The organism is Amphibacillus jilinensis Y1, from assembly GCF_000306965.1.
Lineage (GTDB): Bacteria > Bacillota > Bacilli > Bacillales > Amphibacillaceae > Amphibacillus_C > Amphibacillus_C jilinensis.
Genome location: NZ_JH976441.1, coordinates 5,188 through 31,003 on the forward strand (window position 1 = coordinate 5,188; position 25,816 = coordinate 31,003).

The following is a 25,816-nucleotide window of genomic DNA, read 5'->3' on the forward strand; positions in this document are numbered from 1 at the left end:
AGTGATAAACACCGTCCAACTAAGTAATACAGCCATGATATCAGGGTTTCCCAAAAACGCTTTAAAGGCATCAGCCATTAGACCGCCTATCTCCATCTTTTAGTACCCCTCTCAATAGCTGTAAATATTAATAGTGCAAGTGGAAAGGTTAATAATCCGGCTGAACCAACGACAATATAGACTAGAACTATTTCAAGTATCGTAAAGTCTACCATTTCAAACATTTACTTTACCTCCTAGCCACTCTGCTAATCAGCATAAAGATTATAATCGTAAACAATACGCTTGTTACTAAAAGATCTCCTAGTGTAATTTCATGAATGATGTGGATCTCCCCATTATCTGTAACCATTCTCGTCATTTCCCTTGGATCAACTGGTACAACAACCGTTGCCTCATTCATCAAATCACCCCTGCACTTGCTTGATTAACTCTAGTGTAACGAGTCAAAAAACATTTGTGTATCCCAAAACCGAACGTATGTATGCCAAAACTATTCTTTTTAATTTTCGTCTAACAAAGTTAAACTTACTCGTAAATCCATTAAAGGTATACTATTTTAGGTATATCAAGATTCATATGCAGTCAGTCATTTAAAAAGCAAAAAAAAGCCGTGCAGAATTAAATATATAAATTATATTTAAAAGCTGCACGGTGTACATGTTTAATTTCCTAATTCTTCAATTCTATATTCAGTAAAATAATATAGTAATTTCTTATTGGTATCAAATTTAAGATTTGTATTCTTAAAAATATAGTCTAAGTATTTTTGGATATTCATCACTATAAAAGCAATTACAAGTGCAAAAGAAATTAACATAATAAGATCAAAAAGTCTAAGTTCAGGTTTTACAAATATAAATTTAACAAATTCATTCCAAACTACAAAAAGTAATCCACCTAATAAAATTCTTGTCTGAGCATGTTTTTTTCGAATCTTATTTGCTTCTTTCTCAAAAATACTGTAAAGCTCATTAATTTGTTCAATTGTTAATTTTTTTTGTTTAATTAAACATCTAAATTGGTGATAGATTTCCTTTTTATCTTTGAATGAAAAAAAATAGGAATCATATATTTTTTTGTGCTTTCTTACGTGTAAGTGTATAATTAAAAGAATTAATAGGAAAAATAAAAAGCCTAAAAGTTCCAAATTAAATATAATAGCAAGAGCAAGTAACACGACAGACAATATAGAACTACACACATAAATTTGGTTATGTTTTCTTTGGAATTTCTTATAATTATCAAAATTCTCATGTTTTTTTACGTACCTCTTTATGAGATCAAGAAAAAGTTCCCTTACTTCATTTTCTAACATATCTTCACTCCAATCTTCTAGTTAACTTTATAATACAAAAAAAAGCGTATCTTTTCAAAAAACATGGTATTAACCATTCAAAACATTGTATATATTATATTGTGTAGTGAAAGAACGACCTGTAGGGTGTAAACCTGACTCTAATGTATTTATCCAACTGCTTAAATCTTTTTTTTTACAACCCTCCTTCTTTAATTCTTCGGGAAATTCACTAAAATCTTTTTGCCACTTATACATTTGTCTTAATGCGTTATCTATCCTGCCAAATCTATACACCGTCATTGAATTATTACAATAATTATCTCTAACTGCATATTTGCGCAAATATAAATATGTCTTCCCTTTTGCTTTTACACGCTCTAAATACAATTAAATCATCCCTTTCGTTTATTTAACCAATCGATAAAACCAACGGCATCTTCAAATGCTCGTTCAAAATTGCTGTTTTTACGGATTGTCTTGATCTTATAAGGTTTGTCACCACCCTTAGGATAATTGGCTCTCCAGGCGGTGACTAAATCATTTGAATAACGTTCTATGAACAAATAAGATCCAAATCCATAGCGATACTCGTATAAATCACCATGACCATATACATTAAACCCTTTTGATCTGGCTTGCTCATTTTGCTTATGTCTTGCTATTATTTTGTTCTTATACTTTGTTATCTGATTTTTTAACTCTTTTGTTATTTGATTTTTCTGGTATAATAGCTTTATCTTTTGATTGTTTAGCACAACAATCTGGATGTTTTGGTCATTTAAATGGTCTAAGAGTTTACTGATCATTTCAAATCTCCTCCTCGATCATTTCAGAGTTACTTTCAGTTACTTTAGTTACCTTAAGTGACTTATTTTCTTGTTTACTCTGATTTCCACTGTCTATAGGAAGGTTTGCTGATTTTGTGTAACTTTGGGTAACTGAGTAACTATTAGGTAACTCATTTTCAAATTCAGAAGATAAACCTAAACCAAAAAAGAACGTTTTATTTCCAGTAGACTTCCTTTTTTGAAAACCTTTCATAGAAATACGGTTGTTAAATGCCCTTTTCTTTAATGGATATTCTCCGTTTTCCTCTGCCCAAGCAAGATACTTTTTATGTAGCTCCCCTACTTGAACCTTTGCTTCTGATCTAATGACACAACATTCATCTAAAAAGCTTGACAGTAGATCCATTTCCTCTTTATATTCATCCGTAGCGTTTTTAACATCCTCAGGCTCTTTTAATCCTTCCTGTTGCCATTTAAGACAACCCTCAATCGCCCAATTTAATATACCTGGTAATTCCTTTTGAAGTTTTTCTGGCAAGTGCTTATCTACTTCTTCTTTAGGTATTTTAAAATCAAAGGGAATTAACCGTATTCTTCTCCAAATCCCCTCATCATCACCTTTTACAATCGGCTTGTGGTTTGTAGTAAAGAAGATTTTAAATTCTGGCATAAACTCAAAAAACTCTTTTCTTAAAAAACGTGCAGTAATTGGCTCTCCTCCTGTTAATTGTTTAATTAACGCTTCCGATAATTTTTGACCGTCCTCTGATTCCACAGCTGAAACGAATCTTGAACCATGTAATCTAGCAATATCATTGTTAATGCCACCCTCGTTTATCTTATTGGTAAATGTATCTGCATTTGTCTGTTTGCTATAATCACCCAATAAGTCTTTAATTGTGTTAATTAGCGTACTTTTACCATTACGCCCTGTTCCCCACAGAAAGAAAGCCACTTGCTCACTTGTATCACCTGTCAACGCATAACCAACAGCTTTTTGAATAAATTCAATGAGTTCTTTGTTAACTTCACCTTTATTATTTTTGAAAATACTATTTAAGAAATGAATCCAATTCGGGCATGTGGCTTCACGGTCATAATTAATATGTGTATTTTTAGTCATTAAGTATTCTCTTCTGTGTTCAAGAAAGGAACCTGTCTTTAAGTCAACAACACCATTTAAACAATTTAATTTATAGGGATCTTTGTTCAGTTCATTTTGCGTCACAGGCAACATGGCTTGTGCGCGACTAATACTATTTAAAAAGACAGAACTTCGCTCACTTGATTGTGCCCATTGGTATATTTTTTTACGTTGATCAGTACCTTCTTCTTTGGCTATTTCACTATACATTTCTCGAAATGTTTTAATAGCGATACGCTCTATTTTTCGCTTTCTATCCTCAATCCAAGTCGCTCCATCCCAAAGCAACCATTCTTCAAATTCAATGCAATAACGTAAATTATAGCCATTTCGGTACACTAGTCTTTCAGCATTTCCCATTTCGGTCATATTAAAAGTGGGTTTAGTCTCTTCTTCTTCATCTATCAAACTATAGTTCGTTCCACTTGCTTCATGTTGAAAAGCACTCGTTAACGTAGCTTGAAATTCTCGATCATCAATTGATGGTATAAAAAAGAATCGATTTAAGAAACGAACAATATATAATACATCCTTCTGTGAATACCCAAATTCAATTAGTCTACAACAGTGACTGTATAATGTGTTATTTCTTCCGCCTTCATAAACAGGCACTTCAAAAGGTCTTGACTTTCCTTCTATCTTTTTTAGCCTTTCAAAAAAAATTGGCATAAGATCAAGTTCTGAATCACATATATGAACCCATTCACGACCTTCTGTGTTCTGACTGGGCATAACAACTTGTCCACGTCCTGCAAGACGATAATCTCCAACAAAACCACCTGCCATTAAAACTTTGGCATCTTGCCCTGTTATTTTGCCAGTCGATTTAAAGAAAAACTGATAGCCTCTAACTGTTCTGATCGCATGAAATTTAAATTCAGCAGTTAACAAAGCTTGAAAAATGGCTTCTCCTTCCTGCATCTCGTCAATGTCAATTACATCGTAGCCATCTGGAATGACTAATCCTGTCCAACCTTTTTGATTAAGCCAAGCTATTTCTTGCTTTTGATCTAAACCAGGTTCATTTAGATCCTGCCACCTCTTCATAAATGGACGTTTGGCAACACTATAGTCATGTTCTTTATTAATATTGGAATAACCAATTAATTTGATAATTTTTAAAGGTTTATTTGCTGAGGGAAACAACCTTGTTAGATCGATAGGCTCAGTTTCTAATAGTGCTAAATTCATAGAGTTGCTCCTTCCTGATAACACTTGAAAAATAAAATAATCATGATAAAGTAAATTTGTAAGTTTATTTATGCAGTAAGTGTTGGCGCACTTGCTGTTTTTTTATACGGTTAACTTGTCCTGCTTTTGTATAAAAAGAGCTTGCATAATCAATTAGTAATCCTTTTGCTCTTAGCGACTTTATAACAGTGGCTAAAACTTTTTGCTTCTCTATCTTTTCCATCTAACCAACCTTTCAATAAAATGGTACAATTAGGATACAATAAGTTCCTTTTTCTCTTCTTTAAAATATGGTTCTACAGCCTTATTAAAGGCTTCTTCCTTTGGTATAGTCCCATACGTTTTTGTACCAATGTAAATGACTGATTTCCGTTTTTTCTTTTTTTCTGGCATGTAATCCCTCCTTTGTTTCTAACTTATGCAGTACAGTGAGAAGGACTAACCATATTTTTCAGTTGAGTAATAAGCAGCCCTGAACATCTTAATATGCTCAGCTAATTGCTCAATGTCATAATTGATTAGGAAATGTTTTTCTTCAAGCCGATAACCTTGCTGTCGATCAGATTGAAAAGCGAAATGAAAGGTGCATGCTAATGTAACAATGGACACCCCAATGACATCACTAACAGCTCGTTCTGTTTTGGAAACGATATATCCAGTAAATGGACTTAAGCTGTATGAATGATCTTCCTTTACTTGACTAACGATTTCAGCAATTTCACTTGTTGTTAGTTGAGCAATTCTTGTTAAATCAAAGGTTGTACCTTTGTAGATAGTTTTATTTGACATAGTTTCACCCCTTATATTGTTTTCGCCAACAGAAACGATTCGTTTCTGTTTTGATTAAAAAAAAGATCTTCAATACTGTGTCCATAAAGATCAGCAATTTTTTTAGCAAGAAGTAAAGAAGGTGTGCGATCCCCTCGCTCAATTGCCCCTAACATCTGCGGGGTTATTTTTAACTGTTCAGCTATATGTGGACGCGATTCTTTACCTCTTGCTTCAATTAATAATTGTCTCAAATTCTTCACCTCCAACGAAACAATTTGTGTCTTACAAACTTAAATATACAGAAACATTTCGTTTCTGTCAATGATTTTAAGAAACTTTTCGTGTCTTTTATAGAATAGAAACTATATGTTTCTTATAATAAGTGGAAAGGAGTGTTGTACATGCTTAAAGATAGATTGGTTTCCCTTAGAAAGGAAAAAGGTTTAAGTCAGTATGAAGTGGCTGACCGTCTTGGCTTTTCAAGAGGAAAGCTGGCAAATTACGAGCAAGGAACACGACAACCAGATTACGATACCTTAAATAAAATTGCTGAATTTTATGGTGTATCAGCTGATTATCTTCTTGGCAGAACGGAAAAGAAACAATTTGAAGAAGATGAAAATTTATTCTTCTTTGATATGGAAGGACTCAATGAGGATGAGATCGCAGACATAAAAGAACACATTGAGTATGTTAAATGGAAGTCTAAGCAAGGGAAGGAAGAATAATTTGAATAGAACGCAAGCAAAAGGATTTATTGAATTGTTAAGAATTTCGATCATGTTCGCTGGTGTATTTTTTTACTTTACGCAAGGATTAAGCTTCTACTTCCTTATAGCAGTTTTAATCGCACCAAACATCTTAGCACAAATTCTTATTGCAATATTACCAAAGAATAAGAAAACAAAACGAAAAACAACATCAAAAAAAGCTATTAAAAAGAAGCCTTCTGCTACTAAAAACAAAGTGCCTACAACAAGACTTCTTCCAGACAAGCAAATATTAAAGATGCCATTAGAGAAAATGTCTGGTCATGAATTTGAACGCCTGTGCTTTTTATATTACAAAGCTAAGGGTTACAAGCCTAAAGAAACTGGAAAAGGTGCTGATGGCGGTGTCGATCTACTCATATATCAAAGACAGCATAAAACATATGAAGCTGTACAAATTAAGCATTATCTTAACTCTGGAAACCAAATTACCGTGAAAGAAATTCGGGAGCTAAACTCTGCTAAACTCAATCATGACTGTGTAATTGCACGGTTTATTACAACAACTACATACACTAAAGATGCTATGTTGCAAGCCGACAAATATAAAATTGAAACACATGGTATTGAGTGGGTTAGAAGCAAAGTAGACACCTGGAGAAAAGAACAAGCAAAGAAGATTAGCTAATATCTTTGAAAGATATTAGCTTTTTAGTATTGAAAATGAGAACGTTTGTTCTTATAATGGTCGTGGGGTGATAATTTTGTACCAGAACTATAGACCTTTTGATGCAGAAATTTATATTATGAATCTATATAAGAGTATTGGAATTAATGAGCCGTACCAAATCAAGGAAACAAGGATCGCATATGAATTAAACGTAAATCTAACGTATACAAAAAGTCGATCATACAGTTATGAGCGTAGAGGTTACAAGGCAATAAATATATTTAATGGAATATCCGCTCCCCAACAAAGGGAACGGTTTTTCCACGAACTTGGTCATATTCTAAGGCATCGTGGTTCTCAAGTAAAAATGCCAAAAGCATTTTTAGAATGGCAAGAATTTGATAGTACAAGATTTAGCAGATATGCTTGTCTCCCACATTTTATGCTTATGAAGTATGATCTTAATTCTAAATATATTATCAATCAATTATCACAGGATTTTAAAGTGCCTACTAATTTGTGTTTTAATCGTCTCAACCAAATCCAAAATAATAGCGTGGAAAACGTTCTATTATCTGGGAGGACTATTAGATTTTAATTCTTTTAATCCTTTATCCCATTTAAAAAAATATAATTTTATTTGAGGATAAAATCCTAGCCATAACAGCAATGAAATTGTTACTATACCTGCTAATGAATTAAATGTATTTGCTAATGCACTAGTTATAGTTGGATCAGAAAAGAATAATATTTTCACAGATGAGAACAAACTTACAGCTATAGAAGTTATTACTACAAACATCTGTCTAATGTCACTCATAAAATTTAATTCTTTTTTTCTCTTAAACTTCATGTATGCTCTTGATTTTCGCAAAAGAAAATTTGAAATATTTTCAATGTGATTTTCTACTTCGGAACAATTATTTTTAAATCCATTTTTAAAAGTATAAAATGTGATTCTATCTTTTGAATATTGGATAAGTATTTTAAATTCATTATTTGTATAGCCTTCTCTAATATCTTCTATAGGGATATAGTAATCAGAGCTTTCTGGTAGAAAATCATCCGAATTAATTATCGATCTATAGCCTATCAATTTTAGATATTCACTTATTACATGCCTATACTCATCTATCTCTATATCTTCTAAACCACTAGGAGTATTGATATAATTAAATATATTGCTCGCTTCTTTTCTACTCCCTTCTTTTAGTTTATTTAGAAATTGATTCGAAGAAGGTTCATTTGATAATGGAATGTCCCAAAAAATTAAATCATCAAAAAGACTCTCCTTAACATCGTTTATGAATGTAACATGAATTCCTTTAGAAAATTTCACATCATTATCTACTACAAAATTCACTCTAGATTTAAAATCCAGAAAATCATCTGTGTTAACAAAATAGCAATTCTTATCTTCTCTGATTGGAACATCCATTGAAGGGTCTAACCCTGCATTAGCTAGAACCGTTCTAAACCAATACTTTATTAGTTCCTTTTCATTTATACTTAGATAAGATTGCTTTATTAATTCCAAAATCTCGAGATCATCCTCAGAAGATATTTTGGGTATTTCCTTTTCATTTAATTCTATAATACCTTTTAACCTTAGGCTCTCGTAACCTTCTCGATCAAAAAGTTGATGACTCTCAATTTTTTTGAAATTAACTTTTATATCTGCAATTGTATTTGAAATAACTTGACTAATAATAAGATCTAAACAGCTAATTTCTTCTATTGAAAGACTGTATTCTGACATTTTAACCATTCCTCGTATTTTTCTATAATAATCACTCCATCACCATTTGAATCATAAATTAAACTCTTTAAAAATGATAATATTAAATTACTTAATTCATCACTTTCCGATTTATTTTTATTTTTATTCAAGACCATGTATTTTGATAAAAAATCTTTAATCGTATCACATTCACCTACTTTTAGACTATGGTCAGATGTTAACTCAGGACTTAATGAATAAACAGAGTCAGATTCTGCAATCATAGTCGATAAATTATAAATTATGGTAACAAGCAACTTTAATTCTTTCATTTTAAATTCCTTGTTAGTATTTTCTTTTATCAATCCTTCTAATTGTGATTTAATCTCGCCTACTTTTCTATCTCTATGAACACCTAAACTTGCTTTATACATCTGTTTTAGATAGAGGTTTAACTGGGCATTATAATCTTTGTAGTATTTCTCAGAAAATATTATCCAAGTTAAATGTAAAACAATAACATCTAGTACATCTGATGTAACATATGTCTCAATTTGTACTTTTCCATTATTATTAATTTTCATACTGCAATTATGTCCTTGAATTATCGATCTTGTGGAAAGTTCATAAATTTCAAGTTGAGAATCACCCACAAACTTCACAATAGGATTTTCTGTATTACCCGCATGTATACCGTACATATCAATTTTTAAATCTTCTCCAGAAGAAAATTTTGGAGATGAGACATCTCCATTTAAGCGAAGATTACACATGATTAACTGAGCTTCATCCAAAATAACAGGATAATAATCCGGCGTATGCCCTTTAATAATAAGATAAATCACTTTTATAATATTTTTCACATGACTCTCATTTCCTTTAGGATTATAAACTGCAATAATTCCGGAATTAAAGTAAAGTCTTGTCTCAATAGAAATTTCATCTATAACTTCAACTGGAATTTCTTCATCTTGATTAATCACAGCTTGTTCTATGGTAATTTTTAAATCTAATTTGTTTCTATCAAATTTAACTTTAGTAATATACGTATCATCCTTTAATCCGGGAGATATTGAATCTATCAAACGAATATTACGTTTATGAGTCTGAAGATCCTTAAGTCTTTCTTCTATCTCTTCAGAGTATTTATATTCAAATTTTTTTAAAACATACAATTTAACATTTAATCGATCTCCTTGCCTACCGTATTTTTCAAAGCAAGATTCTATCTCATTCCTTAAACCATTAGAATTATCTCGAAACCGTTTAAGTAGCCCCCTATAACAACTTTCTTTATTTAATTCTTTATTTATCGCATAACTTTTAAAATGTTCTATAAATTGTTCAGAATATATCCTACGAACCATTTCTTTAATAGTGTATTTATCCCTAAAAAAAAATGTATCCTCCTTCATCAATATACCTCCATGTGCCTCAACATCGAGTTTTCAGCTATCTCTTTTAGTTCACTTTTTTGCTCTTCAAGTTTATTTACTATTTCTTCTATAAAAACATGTGGTTGCATCAACTCTTCATATGCTTCCTCGAAGTCTTCAGGAAAAATAGTTTTCCTACTTTTACATCTAGTAATTTCCTCTGCTCTTCTAAACATTACTATTGCTAACTGTTCCAACTGATCACCGAATAATTCTTTTGCTTCATCTTTGATCCTAGTTCCTTCAATTTTCGAGTGTTCCTTTGAGAATTTTGTTAATGTTCCTTTTTTAATCAATTTTACTTCTTCATCAAGATTTTCGATCATACAGAAACCCCTTTTTCCAAATGTATTTTTACAAAGTATATCAAAATACCTATATAATTGCTGTCTTTTTTTGTCGAATTAAAATTTTTATCAATTATCTTAAATAATCTTCCTTAAAATTTGATTTAAGGAAGATTTGTGTAATGAATTAGTAGGATGTTATTCAAAATTAACTCCCTCATAAATTTTGTGATTAATACCCACAGAATAATATTTTCTTTAGAAAGAAAGGCACTTACAGTTTGTTTGCAATCACCATGAATCACATTTGATATGTGATTTCTTACCGTTTTTTGTGAAATAAATAGTTCATCTGCGATATCTTTCGTTGTTTTATCTTGCACCAGTAATTCAAATACTTCTCTTTCACGTTTGGTCAATAATTGCTTCGGTTTGTAGTCGTGATCTTTCAAATTTAGACCCCTCCTTGCTGTCCTTAAAGCTGCAATTTGAAGGGTATTAATTCATTTAGTCATGGTATTTTATGATTTATGCCGGTTTCTGTGCTTTTACTTTTGCATATTCTTTTAAAAACCAACGCCTGTCACCGTCTCATCTACAATTAGCAAATAACTTCTGCGTGATTAAATAAAAGAAAGACTCATCTTTATTGCAGTTAACACTCTTGGAACTTAACGCCATACACCAATTGTAATGAAGAATTGAACATATTTTTTAACGTTTTTTCTGCTTTAAACATTGCAATCGTTGTCCTCAAAAGCGATAATAGAAGATAGGGTCAATGTTTGGAGGGAGCATAACTTATGCACAGTAACATGAAACAAATAAAGAGCGTTGTTGAGCAATTAGATACCAGTGGTTCTGGTTATGATTTACTAAGGTATGTAGCTTTACCTGACCTCTTGGGAACAGATGCAGCAACGATTTTATACGTATTAGGAAAAAACTTAGCGCGGGCAATGGAATGGAAATCGATTGATGAAATTATTGATTTTTTCTATAAAACCGGTTGGGGAACACTGGAAATGATGAAAGAAAAACGTTCAGAACATATTTTCAAATTACAGACGCGGGTGATCTCGAAACGTTATGAATTGGGAATTGAGACTGATTACCGTTTAGAATCGGGTTTTTTAGCAGCTGCAATGGAGACATTATATCAATATAATTGTGAGTGTGTTGAAGAAGAAAAACCTAAGAAAAACTATGTGGAGTTGCGGGTGCAGCACTATCGGTAAATATGTAAAGACCTTAGCTAAATTACTCTTGGCTAAGGTCTTTTTCTTCATTTAAGTGGTTTAAAATAATCTGTGCCGTCGGTTCAGGGATACCTAACCTTTTCAATGTTTCTATCGGTGCTTGTTTAATATCTGTAATCGATTTAAAATGTGTTAATAATAACTTACGTCGCTTTTCACCAACGCCTGGAATAGCATCGAGTTCTGATTTAAACGCACTTTTCCCTCTAAGTTGACGGTGAAATGTAATGGCAAAACGATGGACTTCATCTTGAATTCTTTGAATTAAGTAAAACTCTTGAGACTGGCGACCCAAATCAACAACAACAGGAGGGACACCATATAGAAGTTCACTTGTCTTATGCTTATCATCTTTAGCCAAACCAGCTAAAGGAATATCAAGCCCCAATTCATCTTCCAACACTTCAGTAGCTGCTGTTATTTGTCCTTTGCTACCGTCAACTAAAATCAGATCGGGTAAAGGTAGATTTTCTTTTAGCACACGTGAATAGCGACGGCGTATCACTTCGCGCATTGTGTCATAATCATCTGGCCCTTTAACATCTCGAACTTTGTATTTTCGATATTCTTTTTTATCTGGTTTACCATCAATGAATACCACCATAGCTGACACAGGGTCTGTCCCTTGAATATTCGAATTATCAAATGCTTCAATGCGATGAGGGATTTCAATATTCAGCTTTTCACCAAGCCGTTCAACAGCCTTTATCGTACGTTCTTCATTCCGCTCAATTAGTGAAAACTTTTCAGCTAAAGCAATTTCAGCGTTTTTTCCTGCTAACTCAATCAGCTCTTTTTTGCGACCACGGTACGGGATCATGACATCAACATCTAATAATTCAGTAAGCAATTGATAATCAATCGGTGCGGGTACAAGCACCTGTTTCGGCTTAATATGATTATGATGTAAATAAAAACGTCCCACAAACGTGGTGAATGTCTCTTCTGCATCGTCAAAGAACGGAAAAATTGAAACATCGCGCTCAATTAATTTTCCTTGGCGGATAAAGAAGACTTGCACACACATCCAACCTTTATCATAAGCGTAATGAAATACATCACGATTCACTCGATCATTTAAGGTCATTTTTTGTTGTTCCATTACCGCATCAATATGTTGCATTTGGTCACGTAATTCCTTTGCGCGTTCGAAATTCAGTGCCTCACTTGCTAGCTCCATTTTAGTTTTCAATTCCTTTTTTATCTCTTGATGCCCACCATTTAAGAAAGTCACCACATTTTGGACAATCGTTTGATATTCATCTTTAGACGGAGGCACCTCTGCACAGGCTAAGCATTGCCCTAAATGATAATACAAACAGGGTTTACCCGGAGGATTGTTACATTTCCTTAAAGGATAAATTCGATCTAATAGCTTCTTTGTTTCCCTCGCTGCTAACACATTGGGGTATGGACCAAAGTACTTTCCTTTGTCTTTTAAAACTTTTCTCGTAATAATTAGACGTGGATGGCGTTCATTGGTCACTTTTAAGTATGGGTAACTTTTATCATCTTTAAGCAAAACATTGTATTTAGGATCATACTTTTTAATAAGATTCATTTCTAAGATTAATGCTTCTATCTCTGAAGATGTCACAATATATTCAAAATCAGTAATTTCTTGAACAAGCCGTTGTGTTTTTTGATCATTTGCACCGGCAAAATAAGATCGCACACGATTTTTTAATTTCTTAGATTTCCCAACATAAATAACCGTCCCGTGCTTATCCTTCATCAAGTAGCAACCCGGTTGAGCCGGTAGGACAGCTAATTTTTCTTGGATTGATGTTGACATACGCGCTACACTCCATCTTAATATCTAGTTCTTACCCGTTATTATAACACACACTTGCTTTTGCCAATTTAATTTTGATTTTTAATATATAAAATTTAAATAGACTTCTTATCTAAACACCAAAGACTTATGTTAGTAGACGGAAGTCTATCAACATAAGTCTTTGTCGACGGTCTATTGATTTTAAATCAAGCCAAAGTTTCTACTTAATTATTTCAAAACTACCGATTACCGGCAATGGTTGTTGTAGGCCTTTATTCGCATTAAGCATACCTACAATCATTAAAGCAAGAGCAATAAACATTCCTACAGGTATAATGAAAAAGCCACCAATTACAGGGATAAGGCTACCTAAGATGTTAATAGCAGCTGAAAAAATAAACAAGTTTAGGCCTTGATTGGCATGATAACGTGCAAATTTAGATTCTTTTGCCGCTAGTAACGGAATAAAAAAGATTAAATAAGCAATCATTGCAATGTTTTTATTTTGTTGTACATCATTTTGATCGACAGCTTTTGCTTCTTCCATTTCTCTTTCCTCCTTATTCTAAGACAAGATTGCAACAATAAAATAAAGTTACAGAAATTATCTGATCTGTAGGAAATATTAGCATAGCAAAAGGTGATTTACAATATCTTCTGAATAAAACAATATTTTAGTACTACTTAATAAAACATTCTAGTTAAAAAAGCTTAGTAATTAAGCTTTTTTATCTGTCGATTTATGATTATATTTGCTCAAAAACAACTTAAATCCTTACCTCGCACTACTTTTTGACTAGCGGAATATGAGATTTAGTACTGAAAAAATTAAAAAAACTTATCTATTTTTTAATGTTAGAAGAAAATATATTCCATATCATTTATTAATCAAACACCCATCGTTCTATATATGCGATTTCTTTGTCGTATATTCGCCTTACTAAAAGCAAAAAATCACCAAGCCATGTATGCAAGGTGATTTTTTTACGCATTTATATAACCAATATCAATGCGTCGTGATGACGCATTGAGGGAAACCATAAACTATGCGTGTTGATTAATACGCGCTTCTAACGCTTCTTTAGGTTGGAAGCCGACAACCTGATCAACAACTTCACCGTCTTTGAAAAGCAATAAAGTCGGGATACTCATCACACCAAATTTACTAGCGGTTTCTTGATTATCATCAACATTAAGCTTCACAATTTTTACTTTGTCATTCATTTCTTCAGAAAGTTCTTCAAGAACCGGTCCAATCATTTTACAAGGACCACACCAAGGTGCCCAGAAGTCTGCTAAAACAAGTCCTGATCCTGTTTCAGTTGCGAAGTTTGCATCGCTTGCATTTACAATTGCCATTCTATATTCCTCCTAAAAAATAAAGCTTATCATCTTCAAGGGATAGTATACCACCTAGGGGCATTTATTGGCTAGCAGTCTGCTCACCCGTATTATATCCTGACTTTAACAATTCATACCGCTGTTTTATTTAAGCTCGAAGATAGTCACACCGCTTCCGCCTTCGTTCATACCACCAGCAGTTGCTGAAGCAATATGGCGATGCTTCTTTGCAAAGTCTTGTACCCCTTTTCTCAACGCTCCTGTCCCTTTGCCATGGATAATAGAAACACGTGGGTATCCCGCTAACAAGGCATCGTCTATATATTTCTCTAATTGCTGTATTGCATCTTCGTAACGTTCACCTCTTAAGTCCAACTCTGTTTTGACATGGTAATTAGATCCTTTAACCGTTGCAAGGGGTTGTTCCACCACTGGGCTATCACGCTTGATTAACTGAAGGTCTTTTTTCTTTGCTTTCATTTTCATCATGCCAACCTGAACTTGACATTCCTTATCACCAATCACTTCAATAACTGTCCCGTTTTGATTTATCGTTAACAGCTTAACTTCATCACCAACCTTAAGCTGTTCAGTTTTAGTCGTCGATCGAGCGTACTCAGCTTGGTTATCTTTTTTGGATAATTCAGGTTGGGCATCATCAAATAATTTTCTTGCTTCAATCCATTCATGTTCTTTCAGAGCAGATTGATCTTTCATTTGACGAATAGTTGCGACAATATCTTCTGCCTCTTGTCGAGCTTTTTCAACTGCTTTTTCTGCTTTTTGTTCTGCTTTTTTATATAAATTTTCACGCTCGTGGTCAAATTGCTTCCATTGCTTTTCAAGATCTTGTTTCAGTTGTTCAGCGTCTTGTAAAACCTTTTCTGCATGATGATAATCTGCTTCTGCTTTTCGGCGTGCTGTGTCTAATGACTCAATCATATTCTCGACACTTGTTGAATCGGTACCAATCAATTGTTTTGCAGAACTAATGATATCATTAGTTAGGCCTAAACGCCGTGAAATGTCAAAGGCATTACTGCGACCAGGTACCCCAATTAAAAGGCGATAAGTCGGCTTTAATGTTTCAACATCAAACTCAACTGAGGCATTAATCACCCCGTCCCGATTATAACCATAAGCCTTGAGCTCTGGGTAATGGGTGGTAGCAATAATCCGAGCGCCTTTCTTAACGACATCGTCTAAGATCGCCATCGCCAATGCTGCACCTTCTTGTGGATCCGTTCCTGCTCCGAGTTCATCGAAGAGCACAAGGGTTTTGCTTGTTACTTGCTTTAATATCTCAACAATATTTGTCATATGTGAAGAGAACGTACTTAAGCTTTGCTCAATGGACTGCTCATCTCCAATATCAGCAAACACATCGTCAAAAATTGATAAGCGACAGCCATCTAAGGCTGGAACTTGCAAGCCTGACTGTGCCATTAACGTACATAATCCAACGAGTTTAAGGGTAACCGTTTTCCCACCAGTATTCGGACCGGTAATCACAATCGCGTGATAATCTTCTCCTAATAAAATATCATTTGCGACCACCTCTTTGTCCGCTAATAAAGGGTGGCGGGCTTGCTTCATGTCAATGATACCTTGATCATTAATAGCAGGCATTGCTGCACGCATCGATTGCGCTAACTTCGCACGGGCAAAAATAAAATCAAGCATAGCAAGTAGATCAATATTTTGACGTAAATCTGCTTGGTCTGCAGCGATTCGAACCGACAAGTCGCTTAGAATACGTTCAATTTCTGACTTTTCCTTTACTTTTGCTTCTGATAAAGCATTGTTTAATTCGACCACTGCTTGCGGCTCCATAAAAAGTGTCTGACCCGAGGCTGATTGATCATGGACAATTCCACCAACTGCACCTCGATATTCTTGCTTCACCGGTAGCACATAACGATCATTTCGAATGGTGACAATCGCGTCAGACAACATTTGACTTTTAGAGCGTGTATAGTTGTCTAAGCGCTCACGTATTCGGCTCTCACTTGTCCTAATTTTTGTTCGAATCGAGCGTAACTGATCGGATGCCCCATCCATGACATAGCCATGATCATCGATACAGCTTTTAATCTCTTGTTCTAGTTCACTTAACGGCTCAATTTGGGCAACCATCTCTCGGATCACCGGGATATCTGGATCCTCCATTTGTTCAATAAAGCGCTTGAGCTTTTTTCCACCATAAAGTGTACTGGCAACCTGCAGGCACTCTTGGGGATTTAACATTCCTCCGATTTCGGCACGTTTCAAACTTGGACGGATGTCAGTAATCCCACCAAATGGCACATCGCCATGCAGTCTCACCACTTGAACGGCTTGATCGGTTTCTTCTTGTAATTGTTGTACATGTTCTAAATCATAGGCTGGTTTCAATTGCCTTGCCTGTTCCTTCCCTAATGAAGAAGCGGCTTGATCAACTAACTGATCGATAATCTTGTTAAATTCTAAAACGCGAAAAATGCGTTTATTCATTTTAATCACCTGTCTCTTTTCTTTTCCAAAATGCTTGCAACTGCTCAATTGACCATGTATTGACAACCGTATCTGGTTTTAGCCATCCTCGGCGTGCTACTCGTACCCCTTCTTCCATATAGCTTAACGTCGCTTCACTATGGGCATCGGTATTGATGGCAATCGGAACCCCTTTTTCTTGTGCTTTACCTACCCATTCAGCAGATAAATCAAAACGTTTTGGATTTGCATTTAATTCTAAAATCGTTCCTGTTTGTTTAGCTTTATCAATCAATTGATCCACATTTACCCGATAACCTTCCCGCTTTCCAATCAAACGCCCTGTCGGGTGAGCAATCAGTTTAACATAAGGACTGTCCATCGCTCGAAATAGGCGATTCATGATTTCAGCTTCACTTTGATTAAAACTTGAATGAATCGCACCGATAACAAAGTCCATCTCTTTCAAAAAGTTCTCACTAAAATCTAAGTTGCCATCCGGCAAAATGTCCATTTCTACACCGCACAAGATTTCAATGTTGGGATATGCCCGTCTTAGCCGTTCAATCTCTTGGCGCTGTTCACGAAGTCGCTGTTCATTTAGACCATTGGCGACGCGAAGAAATTTAGAGTGATCAGTAATAGCGATATATTGATAACCACGCTTTTCTGCCAATTGAACCATCTCTTCAATCGACTGCGCACCGTCACTCCATGTCGTGTGCATATGAAGATCGCCCTTAATATCTGCAATATCAATTAAATCAACAGTATGTTCAAATGCCTCAATTTCTCCGTTAAATGCTCTTACTTCTGGAGGAATGTAATTTAAGCCAAAGTGATTGAAAAAAGCCTCCTCTGTAGCAAAGGTTGTCACTTCTCCCGTTTCTAAAGATTCAACACCATATTCACTAATTTTCTCACCTTGTTCTTTTGCCCGTTGGCGCATCGCCACATTATGATCCTTAGATCCGGTAAAATGGTGCAAGGTTGTCGCAAACTGTTGGTCTGTCACTAAACGAAAGTCCACAGAGATATCATATTTACCAGCAATGACAACAGATACTTTAGTATCCCCTGCTGCTATTATTTCTTTAATGCCGTCTATATCAAGTAAAGTTGCTTTTACAACATCAGGTTGGTCTGTTGCGATAATAAAATCTAAATCTTTTATCGTTTCAGACATACGACGCATACTACCAGCCAATGAAAAGCGTGTAATCGCTGTAATCGTCTCTAAATAACGTTCGATTGCATTAGCAAATGGTAACATCACATCAAATGGCAAGCGATCCGGACGTTTGCCAACGTCTTCAATTGCTTTTAATATTTTTTCTGCTGTTTTTTGTCCGAATCCTTTTAAATCAGCAACTTGACCTGATTGACATGCTTGCTTCAAGCTATCTTGATCGTCAACACCAAGCTCTTGGTATAAACGGGCTAATTTTTTACCACCCAATCCCGGGAGATCAAGTAATGGTATTAAACCACTAGGAACCTCTTGTTTCAATTGTGTTAATGTATCTGAAACCCCTGTTTGCATATATTCATTAATGACAGCCGCCGTTCCTTTACCGATGCCATTCATCTTGGTAAAATCATCAATTTCATTTAAAGAACGCTGATCTGTTTCGAGGGCTTGTGCTGCTTTACGATAGGCTGAGATTTTAAATGGATTTTCTCCCTTCAGCTCAAGGTAAACAGCAATTTCCTCTAATAATTTAATAATATCCTTTTTATTTAATGTCATCATTCTACCTCCTGCTTCGATCATCAATCGGTTGATAATGATTATCTGAAACCTATTAAATGGAAGAAAAACCCTTGCATCTTATATGACAAGGGTTATCCATTAACAATATGCTCAAACCATAATGATTGAATTTGTTCTGATAAAATTGGCGTATGATTAATCATCAAGCTAGCTAATCGCGACCCTTCCAGTAATGATTGAATCTGCGAGACCGGTAACAAAGAAGCAATATATAGCAGTACAAAAAGTACTAAATATTGTTCAACAAAACCAAACACAGCACCTAAAAGATTATTAAATGCACTTAATATAGGTAGCGAAGCAATTGAATCTAGCATTGAGGCGATTATACTTAAAATAATCTTTGTACCGAAAAATAAAATCGCAAAGGCAATCATATTATAGTAAGCATTTTCTAACGATAGGACATCTTGAAAGAAGGCCCATTCCTCAGCAGCAATTCGTGGATATGGAATTAACATTTCTAGATGGCCGGCTAAACGACCATAAAAGATCACAGCAACTGTGAACGCTACAAAAAAACTAATAAAATGAAATACTTGTAAGATTAAACCCCGTTTTAATCCCCTGAAAATACCGAAAACGAGTAATGCAAATATGATAATATCTAACATGTGTCTACAAATCCTCTTTCTCTTCTATTTTTTTTAACAAATCTTCATGTTCTTGTTTTAATTTCAAATAATCATTAACGGTGTTAACAGCCGTTAACACTGCCAATCGCGTAGTATCTAAGCTTTTGTTTGCTTGATAAATATCTCGCATTTTATCATCAACCATGCTGGCAACGACGCGCATATGATGGACATTTTCTTCACCTAATATCGTATACGTTCTACCATATATATCAACGGTCGTCCGTGTTTTTTTTGCTTGGGACACACAAATTCCCCCTTCTATCAAATCCTAATATTTATCTTAACATGAACATGTTGATTTAGGAAACTATTCTCTTAATAGTTTCTTTGCTATAATAAAAGATATTATATTTTCAAAGGAGTTCTTATGGGGCAAATTGTACTTAATGTGTCGGAACAGACCTTATTAGAAATGAAGCAAGCATACCAATCTGTTGAAAAAGCAACACCTCCGGGAGCCGTTTTTTCTGCAAAAACCGCTTCTACAACGATAACAGCCTATAAATCAGGGAAGGTCCTCTTTCAAGGAAGTCAACCAGAGATCGAAGCTGAAAAATGGGCAGGAACGGAAACACCCTCCACGTCAAAAGCAACGAAGAAAAAAAACACCCATGCCTATCACCCTGATCCATCCTTATTTCATCAATCATTAATTGGATCAGATGAAGCCGGTACCGGTGATTATTTCGGACCTATAACAGTGGCTGCTGCCTATGTAAGAGCAGATCAAATTGAGCTATTAAAAGAATTAGGTGTACGGGATTCAAAGCACTTAACCGATCAATCGATTCAACACATCGCTCAACAGCTTTTATTAATCGATACACCCTATTCACTGGTCATCTTGGATAATCCTAAATACAACCAACTTCAAAACAAAGGCTGGACACAAGGGAAGATGAAAACAATGCTTCACCATACAGCCATCGAAAATGTCTTAAGCAAGATCGCACCAACAAAACCGGACGGTATCTTAATTGATCAATTTTCACAACCAGATGTATATATTAAACATCTACAAAAAGAACAGAAAACATTGCCGAGATCCACTTACTTTGTCACTAAAGCAGAAAGTCACTCCATTGCTGTTGCAGCGGCATCGATTATTGCACGTGCAAGCTTTGTTAAAAAAATTGATTTACTGAGTAAACAGGCAGGCTTAACATTGCCAAAAGGCGCCTCTGCCAAAGTTGATCAAGTGGCTAGCCACATTATTAGTAAAAAAGGCAAAGCATACTTGGATCAGGTCGCCAAGGTTCACTTTGCGAACACTAAAAAAGCACAAAATTATTAATAAAACGACCCTTCAATCAGTGGGCGTAAGGCTATAGGACGTAAAAGCATGCAGACGTGGGCCTACAGGATGTAGGTCATGCAGACGTTGCCACAGGACGTGGCGGTCTTAGTCTGTAATCCTTTGGCGGTTTTTAGTCTGCGATCTCACTCGCTCACTGATGGGGCGTTGAGTGAATCAGAACATGAGTGTCATCCGTTAGACCCGCCTTCAAATAAAGAGCTGAGCTCATTTATTTGGAGGCGGGCCTTTTTTCGAACGATTATCTGTGATAAAAAATGTCGTTCATTTCAAGGTAATTCCCTCAAAATGAACGACATATAACAAATAGCTTTTTATGCTCTTAACTGCGCATTATGACTTTCTTTAACCGCAGCTAATATCGTTTGATAGGAGGCTTCAACCTCATCATCTGTTAACGTGCGTTCTGGATCAAGATAAAGCAAGTTAAATGCAAGTGATTTCATTCCAGCTTCTAAGTGCTCGCCTTGATAAACATCGAAGACATTGACCTGCTTTAGCAAATCACCAGCTGCCCCTGCAATCGTTGCTTCCACTTCCCCAGCAGAGATGCGTTCATCCACCACAAGCGCAATATCGCGTGAAATCGATGGATAACGTGGAATCTTCTCAAAATTAGGCTCTTGGTCATGAATCGCAAATATATGATCTAAATCGAGATCAAAAACATAGGTTTCCTTAATATCAAATGTTTTTTGCACACGTGGATGTATTTGACCAATAAATCCGACAGGTGCATCATCAATAAAGATTTGTGCGGTACGTCCTGGATGCATATCTGTTAGCTCTACTTGTCGAAAAGTTGGGCGAATCGCTAACCGTGCAAATAATCCTTCCACTATCCCTTTTACAACATAGAAGTCAACGTTCTTCGCTTCTTGTTGCCATGGATGGTGTAACCATTTCCCAGTAACCGCACCACTAACTCGCCATTTTTCCTTAGGTTGAACAGAGATTTGCTCTTCTTGTGAAGCAAAGATACTTCCTACTTCATAGTAACCGATATCGTCCTGTTTTCTAGCATTGTTATAAGCGATTGCAGCTAGCATTTCCGGTAATAAGCTTAAACGTAACGTACTGTGTTCTTCACTCATTGGCATCGATAACCTCACCGGTGAAACCGCAAATTGTGCAACTTCAGGACTCACTAACATTTGTGAACGTTCCGTCGTTGTTAAAGAATACGTGATCGCTTCATTAAGTCCGGTGCTTTCAAGATATTGCTTAACAGCGCGTTTGAGTCGTTGTTGGTTTGTTAAACGACCAGCTTGCTGACTACCTTGTGGTAAGGTATAAGCGAGGTTATCATAGCCATAAATACGAGCGATTTCTTCTAACATATCTTCAAAGATGGTAATGTCTTGGCGACGCGTAGGAATCGTTACAGTAAACGTAGCTCCTGACTGCTCATAGTCAAAGGCTAGCTTTTCTAAAATAATCGCTATTTCATCATCATTAATTTCCGTACCTAACCGTGCATTAATCCGATCGGTAGTAATAACTACTTGTTTCTCTGTGCAATCAAGCTGATCGTAAGCCGCTACACCAGATAAAACTTGACCACCCGCATATTTAGCCAATAACTGGGCGGCTCTTACACCCGCTCGTCTGACACGATTCGGATCTACACCTTTTTCAAAGCGGATGCTTGACTCACTACGTAATTGATGATCTTTGGCTGCGATCCGAACACGTTTTCCATCAAAATAGGCTGCTTCTAATAAAACGGTTGTCGTTTGCTCTGTCACTTCAGAGTCAGCGCCTCCCATCACACCCGCAAGAGCGGTTGGCTGAGAACCATTCGTAATTACTAAGTGTTCAGTCGTTAATTCACGGCTTTGATCATCTAAGGTCTTGATTTCTTCTTGATCTTTGGCGCGACGAACTACCACTTGATTTGATCCAAATTGATCAAAATCAAAAGCATGAAGTGGCTGGCCATACTCCAGCAACACATAATTGGTAATATCAACGACGTTATTAATTGGACGAATTCCAGCAGCGATTAAAAAATTGCGCATCCATAATGGCGAAGGACCGACTTTAATATCTTTAATTAAAAAAGCACCGTAATAAGGATTGTCATCCGTTGCCTCAACTTTAATTGATACATGATCCGATGCTTTTTCCTCAATCGTTTGTAGTGTTTCATCTGGCAACGTTACTTTCTCATTTAAAATCGCCGCGACCTCATAAGCTACGCCTAGCATACTTAATGCGTCAGAGCGGTTTGGTGTTAAACCAAGTTCCAAAATGACATCATCTAAATTCAAATAGTCAGTTACGTCACGCCCTACTTCAGTATCATTAGGAAATACGAAAATACCTTCTGCAAACTCTTTCGGTACATATTGTTCGGCTATTCCTAATTCCTGTAGCGAACAAATCATACCGTTTGATTCGATGCCACGAAGCTTAGCTTTTTTTATTTTAAAATTGCCTGGCAAGACAGCTCCTGGCTTAGCAACTGCAACCTTTTGTCCAGCTGCTATATTAGCTGCTCCACAAATAATTTGTAACGTCTCGTTACCAATATTAACTTGACATAAATTGAGCTTATCTGCATTTGGATGTTGCTCACACGTTTCCACATAGCCAACCACGACATGATTGCTCTTTTCAGCAATATAAGTTATATCTTCTACTTCAATACCTGTTTTTGTTATTTTATCTGCTAATGCTTCTGGTGTGTGACCACCTAAATCAACATATTGTTTTAACCAATTTAACGATACAAGCACGTTTCTTCCTCCTTAATTAAACTTGATGATATTGTTTTAAGAATCGGACATCGTTTGTATAAAAATGGCGAATATCATCAACACCGTATTTTAGCATCGCAATCCGTTCAGGGCCCATCCCAAAAGCAAAACCACTATATACTTCAGGATCATACCCCGCCATTTCTAAAACATCAGGGTGAACCATACCCCCACCCAAGATTTCAATCCATCCTGTTTTTTTACAAACGGAACAACCTTCTCCATGACAAACTTTACATGAAATATCCATTTCCACAGAAGGTTCTGTAAATGGGAAAAAGCTTGGGCGTAGCCGAATTTCTCGCTCTTCTCCAAAAAATTGTTTAGCAAATTGATTAAGGACACCTTTCAAATCACTCATGCGCACATCCTTATCAACATATAAACCTTCTACCTGAGTAAATTGATGTGAGTGTGTTGCATCATCAGTATCACGGCGGTATACTTTACCCGGACAAATCATTTTTACTGGTTTATTGCCCTTGTATTCACCCATTGTTCGTGCTTGTACGGGTGAGGTGTGTGTTCGTAATAACAGCTCTTCAGTAATATAAAATGAATCCTGCATATCACGAGCGGGATGATCTTTTGGTAGATTTAAGGCTTCAAAATTGTAATAATCCGTTTCTACCTCTGGACCTTCTCTAACTTCAAAGCCCATGCCGATAAATAAATCTTCGATCTCGGTAACAATGTCTGTCAGGAGATGGGATCCTCCAACTTGAACAGGGCGTCCAGGCAATGTTACATCAATGGTTTCAGATTTTAGTTGCTCATTTAACGCTGCCTCTTCTAAGTTTTGTTTTTTTGTATCAAGTGCTTCAGTGATCGCTTCACGAACTTTATTAGCCAACTCACCAATAACTGGACGTTCTTCAGGTGATAGTTTCCCCATCCCTCTTAGCACCTCTGTAATCGGGCCTTTTTTTCCAAGGTAAGAGACACGAACGTTTTGTAAATCAGCTAACGTCTTTGCCTGTTCCACGTGTTCTAGCGCTTCTGTTTGTAATGCTTGTAATTTCTCTTGCATTGAACTGCCTCCTTAATAATCAATTTTTTTCATTATAAAAAGCCTCTATCCCTATAAAAAGGGACGAGGCTTTGATATCGCGGTACCACCCTTGTTGACAAAGTTGACTTTGCCCACTTGATTGTTATAACGGATGATTAATCCGGTACGCTCTTACTTGATGAGATCAAGGTCCCGAACGTCTGCTCCAGAGTGAAGGTTCAGCCTTTTACAATGCGCCTGCTCTCAGTCGTGACAGGACGTCCCTAAACATTGCTGATAAAAAGCCTACTGACTCTTTCGTTGCTTTTTCTTATTCATCTTTGTCTTATTATAGAAAACTAACCGTTAAGATGCAACTCTTTGTTTGATTTTTTTAGATTTTTATTTACCTAAGACGAATTGGTACATCATAATAGCAGCAGCAATACTGACATTAAGTGATTCAGCTTGACCATAGATTGGGATATGAACACGTTTATCCGCTAATTCTAACAACGATGATGCTATCCCACTTCCTTCATTCCCAACAATCAGTGCCATTTTCTCAGCTAAATCAAGGGATTGAATCGGCTCAGCTTGTTGTAAAGTAGAAGCACAGACCACAACGCCTTGTTGCTGAAGGCCTTCAATTTCTTCTGTTAAGTTTCTCTTAACAATGGGCAAATGGAAAAGCGAACCTTGTGAAGCCCGTACCACTTTATCATTATATAAATCAACCGTCCCTTCTCCTAAGATCACTTGATCAAAACCGGCTGCATCTGCGGTTCGAATCATCGTACCCAAATTACCTGGATCTTGTACCGCATCAAGCATTAAAATACGATCAATGACTTTCGGATTGAATGGATTCATTTTTACAATTGCTAAAATACCTTGAGGTGACTTTGTTTGTGCCAAATAACTCAATACGTTATTTGCAACAACGGTCACAGGTATTTCTTCCGTTTCAAATGGAAAAGTAACGCCTTCTTGCACAATAAGCCGTTCTACTATCCAATCACTTTTAATTGCCTCCTCAACAAGGTGCATTCCTTCTACTATAAAAGATTGCTCTTGTTCACGATATTTCTTTTGATGTAATTTTGCCCAATTTTTTATCGTTTCATTTTTAACCGATGTAATCATCATCTTCATCCTTTAGCTAGATATTCTTGTTCAATCATACATATTTATAGATAACTGGGTCAAACTATTTTTCAGAGTATGTAAGTGAAAAGAGGTGATTGCATGGATCTTAATCTTAGAAAAGCGATTTTAGCTAATGTTTCCGATAACAGTCAAGAAGAGTTAGAAGCGACCATTGTTGATGCGATACAAAGCGGTGAAGAAAAGATGTTACCCGGTCTAGGCGTACTGTTTGAAATGATTTGGCAACAATCTGATGAAAGTGAGAAAAGTGAGATGTTAGAACTGCTTGAACGTGGTGTACAACACGTCGGTGCCTAATAC

The 25,816-nt window shown here is 35.8% G+C and carries 30 protein-coding genes and 1 other annotated feature; of the genes, 6 read left to right on the top strand and 24 right to left on the bottom strand.

Translation table 11 applies throughout. The annotated features are described in order from the left end of the window. Positions 1 to 86: 86 nt before the first annotated feature. From B494_RS21205 to B494_RS0115705, 10 genes are all read right to left on the bottom strand, one after another. Positions 87 to 224, bottom strand: coding sequence for a hypothetical protein (locus tag B494_RS21205; protein WP_017473329.1), 138 nt, complete (start codon positions 222 to 224; stop codon positions 87 to 89). 5 nt (positions 225 to 229) lie between these two features. Continuing rightward, complete coding sequence (locus B494_RS21210) at positions 230 to 403, bottom strand: hypothetical protein (protein WP_017473330.1); 174 nt, start codon at positions 401 to 403, stop codon at positions 230 to 232. Between the two features lie 261 nt (positions 404 to 664). Beyond that, positions 665 to 1,318, bottom strand: coding sequence for a hypothetical protein (locus B494_RS0115670; protein WP_017473331.1), 654 nt, complete (start codon positions 1,316 to 1,318; stop codon positions 665 to 667). A 69-nt stretch (positions 1,319 to 1,387) separates the two neighbouring features. Continuing rightward, positions 1,388 to 1,687 (bottom strand): hypothetical protein, encoded by a 300-nt coding sequence (locus B494_RS0115675; protein WP_017473332.1) that lies wholly within the window; start codon positions 1,685 to 1,687, stop codon positions 1,388 to 1,390. Positions 1,688 to 1,692: 5 nt separating this feature from the next. Next, positions 1,693 to 2,106, bottom strand: coding sequence for a hypothetical protein (locus tag B494_RS0115680; RefSeq protein ID WP_017473333.1), 414 nt, complete (start codon positions 2,104 to 2,106; stop codon positions 1,693 to 1,695). Between the two features lies 1 nt (position 2,107). Then, positions 2,108 to 4,423, bottom strand: coding sequence for a phage/plasmid primase, P4 family (locus B494_RS0115685; RefSeq protein WP_017473334.1), 2,316 nt, complete (start codon positions 4,421 to 4,423; stop codon positions 2,108 to 2,110). 64 nt (positions 4,424 to 4,487) lie between these two features. Then, complete coding sequence (locus B494_RS21035; protein ID WP_017473335.1) at positions 4,488 to 4,646, bottom strand: hypothetical protein; 159 nt, start codon at positions 4,644 to 4,646, stop codon at positions 4,488 to 4,490. Between the two features lie 29 nt (positions 4,647 to 4,675). Next, positions 4,676 to 4,816, bottom strand: a complete 141-nt coding sequence (locus B494_RS21215) for a hypothetical protein (protein WP_017473336.1) — start codon at positions 4,814 to 4,816, stop codon at positions 4,676 to 4,678. 45 nt (positions 4,817 to 4,861) lie between these two features. Further along, positions 4,862 to 5,212, bottom strand: a complete 351-nt coding sequence (locus tag B494_RS0115700) for a hypothetical protein (protein ID WP_017473337.1) — start codon at positions 5,210 to 5,212, stop codon at positions 4,862 to 4,864. A gap of 11 nt (positions 5,213 to 5,223) precedes the next feature. Further along, the gene (locus B494_RS0115705) at positions 5,224 to 5,445 is read right to left on the bottom strand and encodes a helix-turn-helix transcriptional regulator (protein ID WP_017473338.1); all 222 of its coding nucleotides are present in this window, start codon (positions 5,443 to 5,445) and stop codon (positions 5,224 to 5,226) included. 150 nt (positions 5,446 to 5,595) lie between these two features. Between B494_RS0115705 and B494_RS0115710 the strand changes: the two genes are divergently transcribed. The 3 genes from B494_RS0115710 (at position 5,596) to B494_RS21755 (ending at position 7,172) form a co-directional block, all read left to right on the top strand. Further along, entirely contained in the window at positions 5,596 to 5,922 is a 327-nt protein-coding gene (locus B494_RS0115710) for a helix-turn-helix domain-containing protein (protein WP_017473339.1), read from the top strand. 1 nt (position 5,923) lies between these two features. Then, positions 5,924 to 6,592: a restriction endonuclease gene (locus tag B494_RS0115715; RefSeq protein WP_017473340.1), complete on the top strand. Its 669-nt coding sequence runs from the start codon at positions 5,924 to 5,926 to the stop codon at positions 6,590 to 6,592. A 118-nt stretch (positions 6,593 to 6,710) separates the two neighbouring features. Beyond that, on the top strand, positions 6,711 to 7,172 hold the full coding sequence (locus B494_RS21755) for an ImmA/IrrE family metallo-endopeptidase (protein WP_420884351.1): 462 nt from the start codon (positions 6,711 to 6,713) through the stop codon (positions 7,170 to 7,172). On the opposite strand, the gene B494_RS0115725 is transcribed toward B494_RS21755, so the two are convergent. From B494_RS0115725 to B494_RS20680, 4 genes are all read right to left on the bottom strand, one after another. Next, positions 7,146 to 8,333, bottom strand: a complete 1,188-nt coding sequence (locus tag B494_RS0115725; RefSeq protein ID WP_017473342.1) for a hypothetical protein — start codon at positions 8,331 to 8,333, stop codon at positions 7,146 to 7,148. The genes B494_RS21755 and B494_RS0115725 overlap by 27 nt on opposite strands. Further along, the gene (locus B494_RS0115730) at positions 8,309 to 9,709 is read right to left on the bottom strand and encodes a hypothetical protein (RefSeq protein WP_017473343.1); all 1,401 of its coding nucleotides are present in this window, start codon (positions 9,707 to 9,709) and stop codon (positions 8,309 to 8,311) included. The genes B494_RS0115725 and B494_RS0115730 overlap by 25 nt, the downstream gene beginning before the upstream one ends. Further along, on the bottom strand, positions 9,709 to 10,056 hold the full coding sequence (locus tag B494_RS0115735; protein WP_017473344.1) for a histone-like protein: 348 nt from the start codon (positions 10,054 to 10,056) through the stop codon (positions 9,709 to 9,711). Before B494_RS0115735 ends, B494_RS0115730 begins: the two co-directional genes overlap by 1 nt. 125 nt (positions 10,057 to 10,181) lie before the next feature. After that, the gene (locus tag B494_RS20680; protein WP_017473345.1) at positions 10,182 to 10,469 is read right to left on the bottom strand and encodes a helix-turn-helix domain-containing protein; all 288 of its coding nucleotides are present in this window, start codon (positions 10,467 to 10,469) and stop codon (positions 10,182 to 10,184) included. Between the two features lie 351 nt (positions 10,470 to 10,820). Between B494_RS20680 and B494_RS0115745 the strand changes: the two genes are divergently transcribed. Beyond that, positions 10,821 to 11,255 carry a YslB family protein gene (locus B494_RS0115745; RefSeq protein ID WP_017473346.1) on the top strand — a complete coding sequence of 145 codons (435 nt, stop codon included), beginning with the start codon at positions 10,821 to 10,823 and terminating at the stop codon, positions 11,253 to 11,255. 22 nt (positions 11,256 to 11,277) lie between these two features. Here B494_RS0115745 and uvrC read toward each other — a convergent pair whose 3' ends face one another. The 7 genes from uvrC to zapA all read right to left on the bottom strand — a co-directional run bounded on the left by uvrC (position 11,278) and on the right by zapA (position 19,522). Then, positions 11,278 to 13,071 carry an excinuclease ABC subunit UvrC gene (gene uvrC, locus B494_RS0115750; protein WP_017473347.1) on the bottom strand — a complete coding sequence of 598 codons (1,794 nt, stop codon included), beginning with the start codon at positions 13,069 to 13,071 and terminating at the stop codon, positions 11,278 to 11,280. Between the two features lie 202 nt (positions 13,072 to 13,273). After that, the gene (locus tag B494_RS0115755) at positions 13,274 to 13,600 is read right to left on the bottom strand and encodes a DUF4870 domain-containing protein (RefSeq protein ID WP_017473348.1); all 327 of its coding nucleotides are present in this window, start codon (positions 13,598 to 13,600) and stop codon (positions 13,274 to 13,276) included. 497 nt (positions 13,601 to 14,097) lie between these two features. Next, positions 14,098 to 14,412 (bottom strand): thioredoxin, encoded by a 315-nt coding sequence (gene trxA / locus B494_RS0115760; protein WP_017473349.1) that lies wholly within the window; start codon positions 14,410 to 14,412, stop codon positions 14,098 to 14,100. A 126-nt stretch (positions 14,413 to 14,538) separates the two neighbouring features. Further along, the gene (locus B494_RS0115765; RefSeq protein WP_017473350.1) at positions 14,539 to 16,887 is read right to left on the bottom strand and encodes an endonuclease MutS2; all 2,349 of its coding nucleotides are present in this window, start codon (positions 16,885 to 16,887) and stop codon (positions 14,539 to 14,541) included. A gap of 1 nt (position 16,888) precedes the next feature. After that, positions 16,889 to 18,616 carry a DNA polymerase/3'-5' exonuclease PolX gene (gene polX, locus B494_RS0115770; protein ID WP_017473351.1) on the bottom strand — a complete coding sequence of 576 codons (1,728 nt, stop codon included), beginning with the start codon at positions 18,614 to 18,616 and terminating at the stop codon, positions 16,889 to 16,891. Positions 18,617 to 18,711: 95 nt separating this feature from the next. Continuing rightward, entirely contained in the window at positions 18,712 to 19,254 is a 543-nt protein-coding gene (locus B494_RS0115775; protein ID WP_017473352.1) for a CvpA family protein, read from the bottom strand. Positions 19,255 to 19,258: 4 nt separating this feature from the next. Beyond that, a complete protein-coding gene (zapA, locus tag B494_RS0115780; RefSeq protein ID WP_017473353.1) occupies positions 19,259 to 19,522 on the bottom strand; it encodes a cell division protein ZapA in 264 nt (87 codons plus the stop codon). Positions 19,523 to 19,645: 123 nt separating this feature from the next. Here zapA and rnhC point away from each other — a divergent pair, with 123 nt between their 5' ends. Further along, positions 19,646 to 20,572 (top strand): ribonuclease HIII, encoded by a 927-nt coding sequence (gene rnhC, locus B494_RS0115785; RefSeq protein WP_017473354.1) that lies wholly within the window; start codon positions 19,646 to 19,648, stop codon positions 20,570 to 20,572. Positions 20,573 to 20,907: 335 nt separating this feature from the next. Here the strand turns inward: rnhC and pheT are convergent, their stop codons facing one another. The 3 genes from pheT to B494_RS0115800 form a co-directional block, all read right to left on the bottom strand. Beyond that, complete coding sequence (gene pheT / locus B494_RS0115790) at positions 20,908 to 23,334, bottom strand: phenylalanine--tRNA ligase subunit beta (protein WP_017473355.1); 2,427 nt, start codon at positions 23,332 to 23,334, stop codon at positions 20,908 to 20,910. Positions 23,335 to 23,350: 16 nt separating this feature from the next. After that, positions 23,351 to 24,385, bottom strand: a complete 1,035-nt coding sequence (gene pheS / locus B494_RS0115795; protein ID WP_017473356.1) for a phenylalanine--tRNA ligase subunit alpha — start codon at positions 24,383 to 24,385, stop codon at positions 23,351 to 23,353. Between the two features lie 56 nt (positions 24,386 to 24,441). Beyond that, positions 24,442 to 24,677, bottom strand: a binding site (T-box leader). Positions 24,678 to 24,748: 71 nt separating this feature from the next. After that, positions 24,749 to 25,492 carry a TrmH family RNA methyltransferase gene (locus tag B494_RS0115800; RefSeq protein ID WP_017473357.1) on the bottom strand — a complete coding sequence of 248 codons (744 nt, stop codon included), beginning with the start codon at positions 25,490 to 25,492 and terminating at the stop codon, positions 24,749 to 24,751. A gap of 102 nt (positions 25,493 to 25,594) precedes the next feature. Here B494_RS0115800 and sspI point away from each other — a divergent pair, with 102 nt between their 5' ends. Then, a complete protein-coding gene (gene sspI, locus B494_RS0115805; protein ID WP_017473358.1) occupies positions 25,595 to 25,813 on the top strand; it encodes a small acid-soluble spore protein SspI in 219 nt (72 codons plus the stop codon). Positions 25,814 to 25,816 lie beyond the last annotated feature (3 nt).

What these genes read in the sequence shown, in the direction of transcription:
- B494_RS21205 (WP_017473329.1), bottom strand. Translation starts at nt 224, where the DNA reads ATGTTTGAAATGGTAGACTTTACGATACTTGAAATAGTTCTAGTCTAT.
- B494_RS21210 (WP_017473330.1), bottom strand. Translation starts at nt 403, where the DNA reads ATGAATGAGGCAACGGTTGTTGTACCAGTTGATCCAAGGGAAATGACG.
- B494_RS0115670 (WP_017473331.1), bottom strand. Translation starts at nt 1,318, where the DNA reads ATGTTAGAAAATGAAGTAAGGGAACTTTTTCTTGATCTCATAAAGAGG.
- B494_RS0115680 (WP_017473333.1), bottom strand. Translation starts at nt 2,106, where the DNA reads ATGATCAGTAAACTCTTAGACCATTTAAATGACCAAAACATCCAGATT.
- B494_RS0115685 (WP_017473334.1), bottom strand. Translation starts at nt 4,423, where the DNA reads ATGAATTTAGCACTATTAGAAACTGAGCCTATCGATCTAACAAGGTTG.
- B494_RS21035 (WP_017473335.1), bottom strand. Translation starts at nt 4,646, where the DNA reads ATGGAAAAGATAGAGAAGCAAAAAGTTTTAGCCACTGTTATAAAGTCG.
- B494_RS21215 (WP_017473336.1), bottom strand. Translation starts at nt 4,816, where the DNA reads ATGCCAGAAAAAAAGAAAAAACGGAAATCAGTCATTTACATTGGTACA.
- B494_RS0115700 (WP_017473337.1), bottom strand. Translation starts at nt 5,212, where the DNA reads ATGTCAAATAAAACTATCTACAAAGGTACAACCTTTGATTTAACAAGA.
- B494_RS0115710 (WP_017473339.1), top strand. Translation starts at nt 5,596, where the DNA reads ATGCTTAAAGATAGATTGGTTTCCCTTAGAAAGGAAAAAGGTTTAAGT.
- B494_RS21755 (WP_420884351.1), top strand. Translation starts at nt 6,711, where the DNA reads ATGAATCTATATAAGAGTATTGGAATTAATGAGCCGTACCAAATCAAG.
- B494_RS0115725 (WP_017473342.1), bottom strand. Translation starts at nt 8,333, where the DNA reads ATGTCAGAATACAGTCTTTCAATAGAAGAAATTAGCTGTTTAGATCTT.
- B494_RS0115730 (WP_017473343.1), bottom strand. Translation starts at nt 9,709, where the DNA reads ATGAAGGAGGATACATTTTTTTTTAGGGATAAATACACTATTAAAGAA.
- B494_RS0115735 (WP_017473344.1), bottom strand. Translation starts at nt 10,056, where the DNA reads ATGATCGAAAATCTTGATGAAGAAGTAAAATTGATTAAAAAAGGAACA.
- B494_RS0115745 (WP_017473346.1), top strand. Translation starts at nt 10,821, where the DNA reads ATGCACAGTAACATGAAACAAATAAAGAGCGTTGTTGAGCAATTAGAT.
- uvrC (WP_017473347.1), bottom strand. Translation starts at nt 13,071, where the DNA reads ATGTCAACATCAATCCAAGAAAAATTAGCTGTCCTACCGGCTCAACCG.
- B494_RS0115755 (WP_017473348.1), bottom strand. Translation starts at nt 13,600, where the DNA reads ATGGAAGAAGCAAAAGCTGTCGATCAAAATGATGTACAACAAAATAAA.
- trxA (WP_017473349.1), bottom strand. Translation starts at nt 14,412, where the DNA reads ATGGCAATTGTAAATGCAAGCGATGCAAACTTCGCAACTGAAACAGGA.
- B494_RS0115765 (WP_017473350.1), bottom strand. Translation starts at nt 16,887, where the DNA reads ATGAATAAACGCATTTTTCGCGTTTTAGAATTTAACAAGATTATCGAT.
- polX (WP_017473351.1), bottom strand. Translation starts at nt 18,616, where the DNA reads ATGACATTAAATAAAAAGGATATTATTAAATTATTAGAGGAAATTGCT.
- B494_RS0115775 (WP_017473352.1), bottom strand. Translation starts at nt 19,254, where the DNA reads ATGTTAGATATTATCATATTTGCATTACTCGTTTTCGGTATTTTCAGG.
- rnhC (WP_017473354.1), top strand. Translation starts at nt 19,646, where the DNA reads ATGGGGCAAATTGTACTTAATGTGTCGGAACAGACCTTATTAGAAATG.
- pheS (WP_017473356.1), bottom strand. Translation starts at nt 24,385, where the DNA reads ATGCAAGAGAAATTACAAGCATTACAAACAGAAGCGCTAGAACACGTG.
- B494_RS0115800 (WP_017473357.1), bottom strand. Translation starts at nt 25,492, where the DNA reads ATGATTACATCGGTTAAAAATGAAACGATAAAAAATTGGGCAAAATTA.
- sspI (WP_017473358.1), top strand. Translation starts at nt 25,595, where the DNA reads ATGGATCTTAATCTTAGAAAAGCGATTTTAGCTAATGTTTCCGATAAC.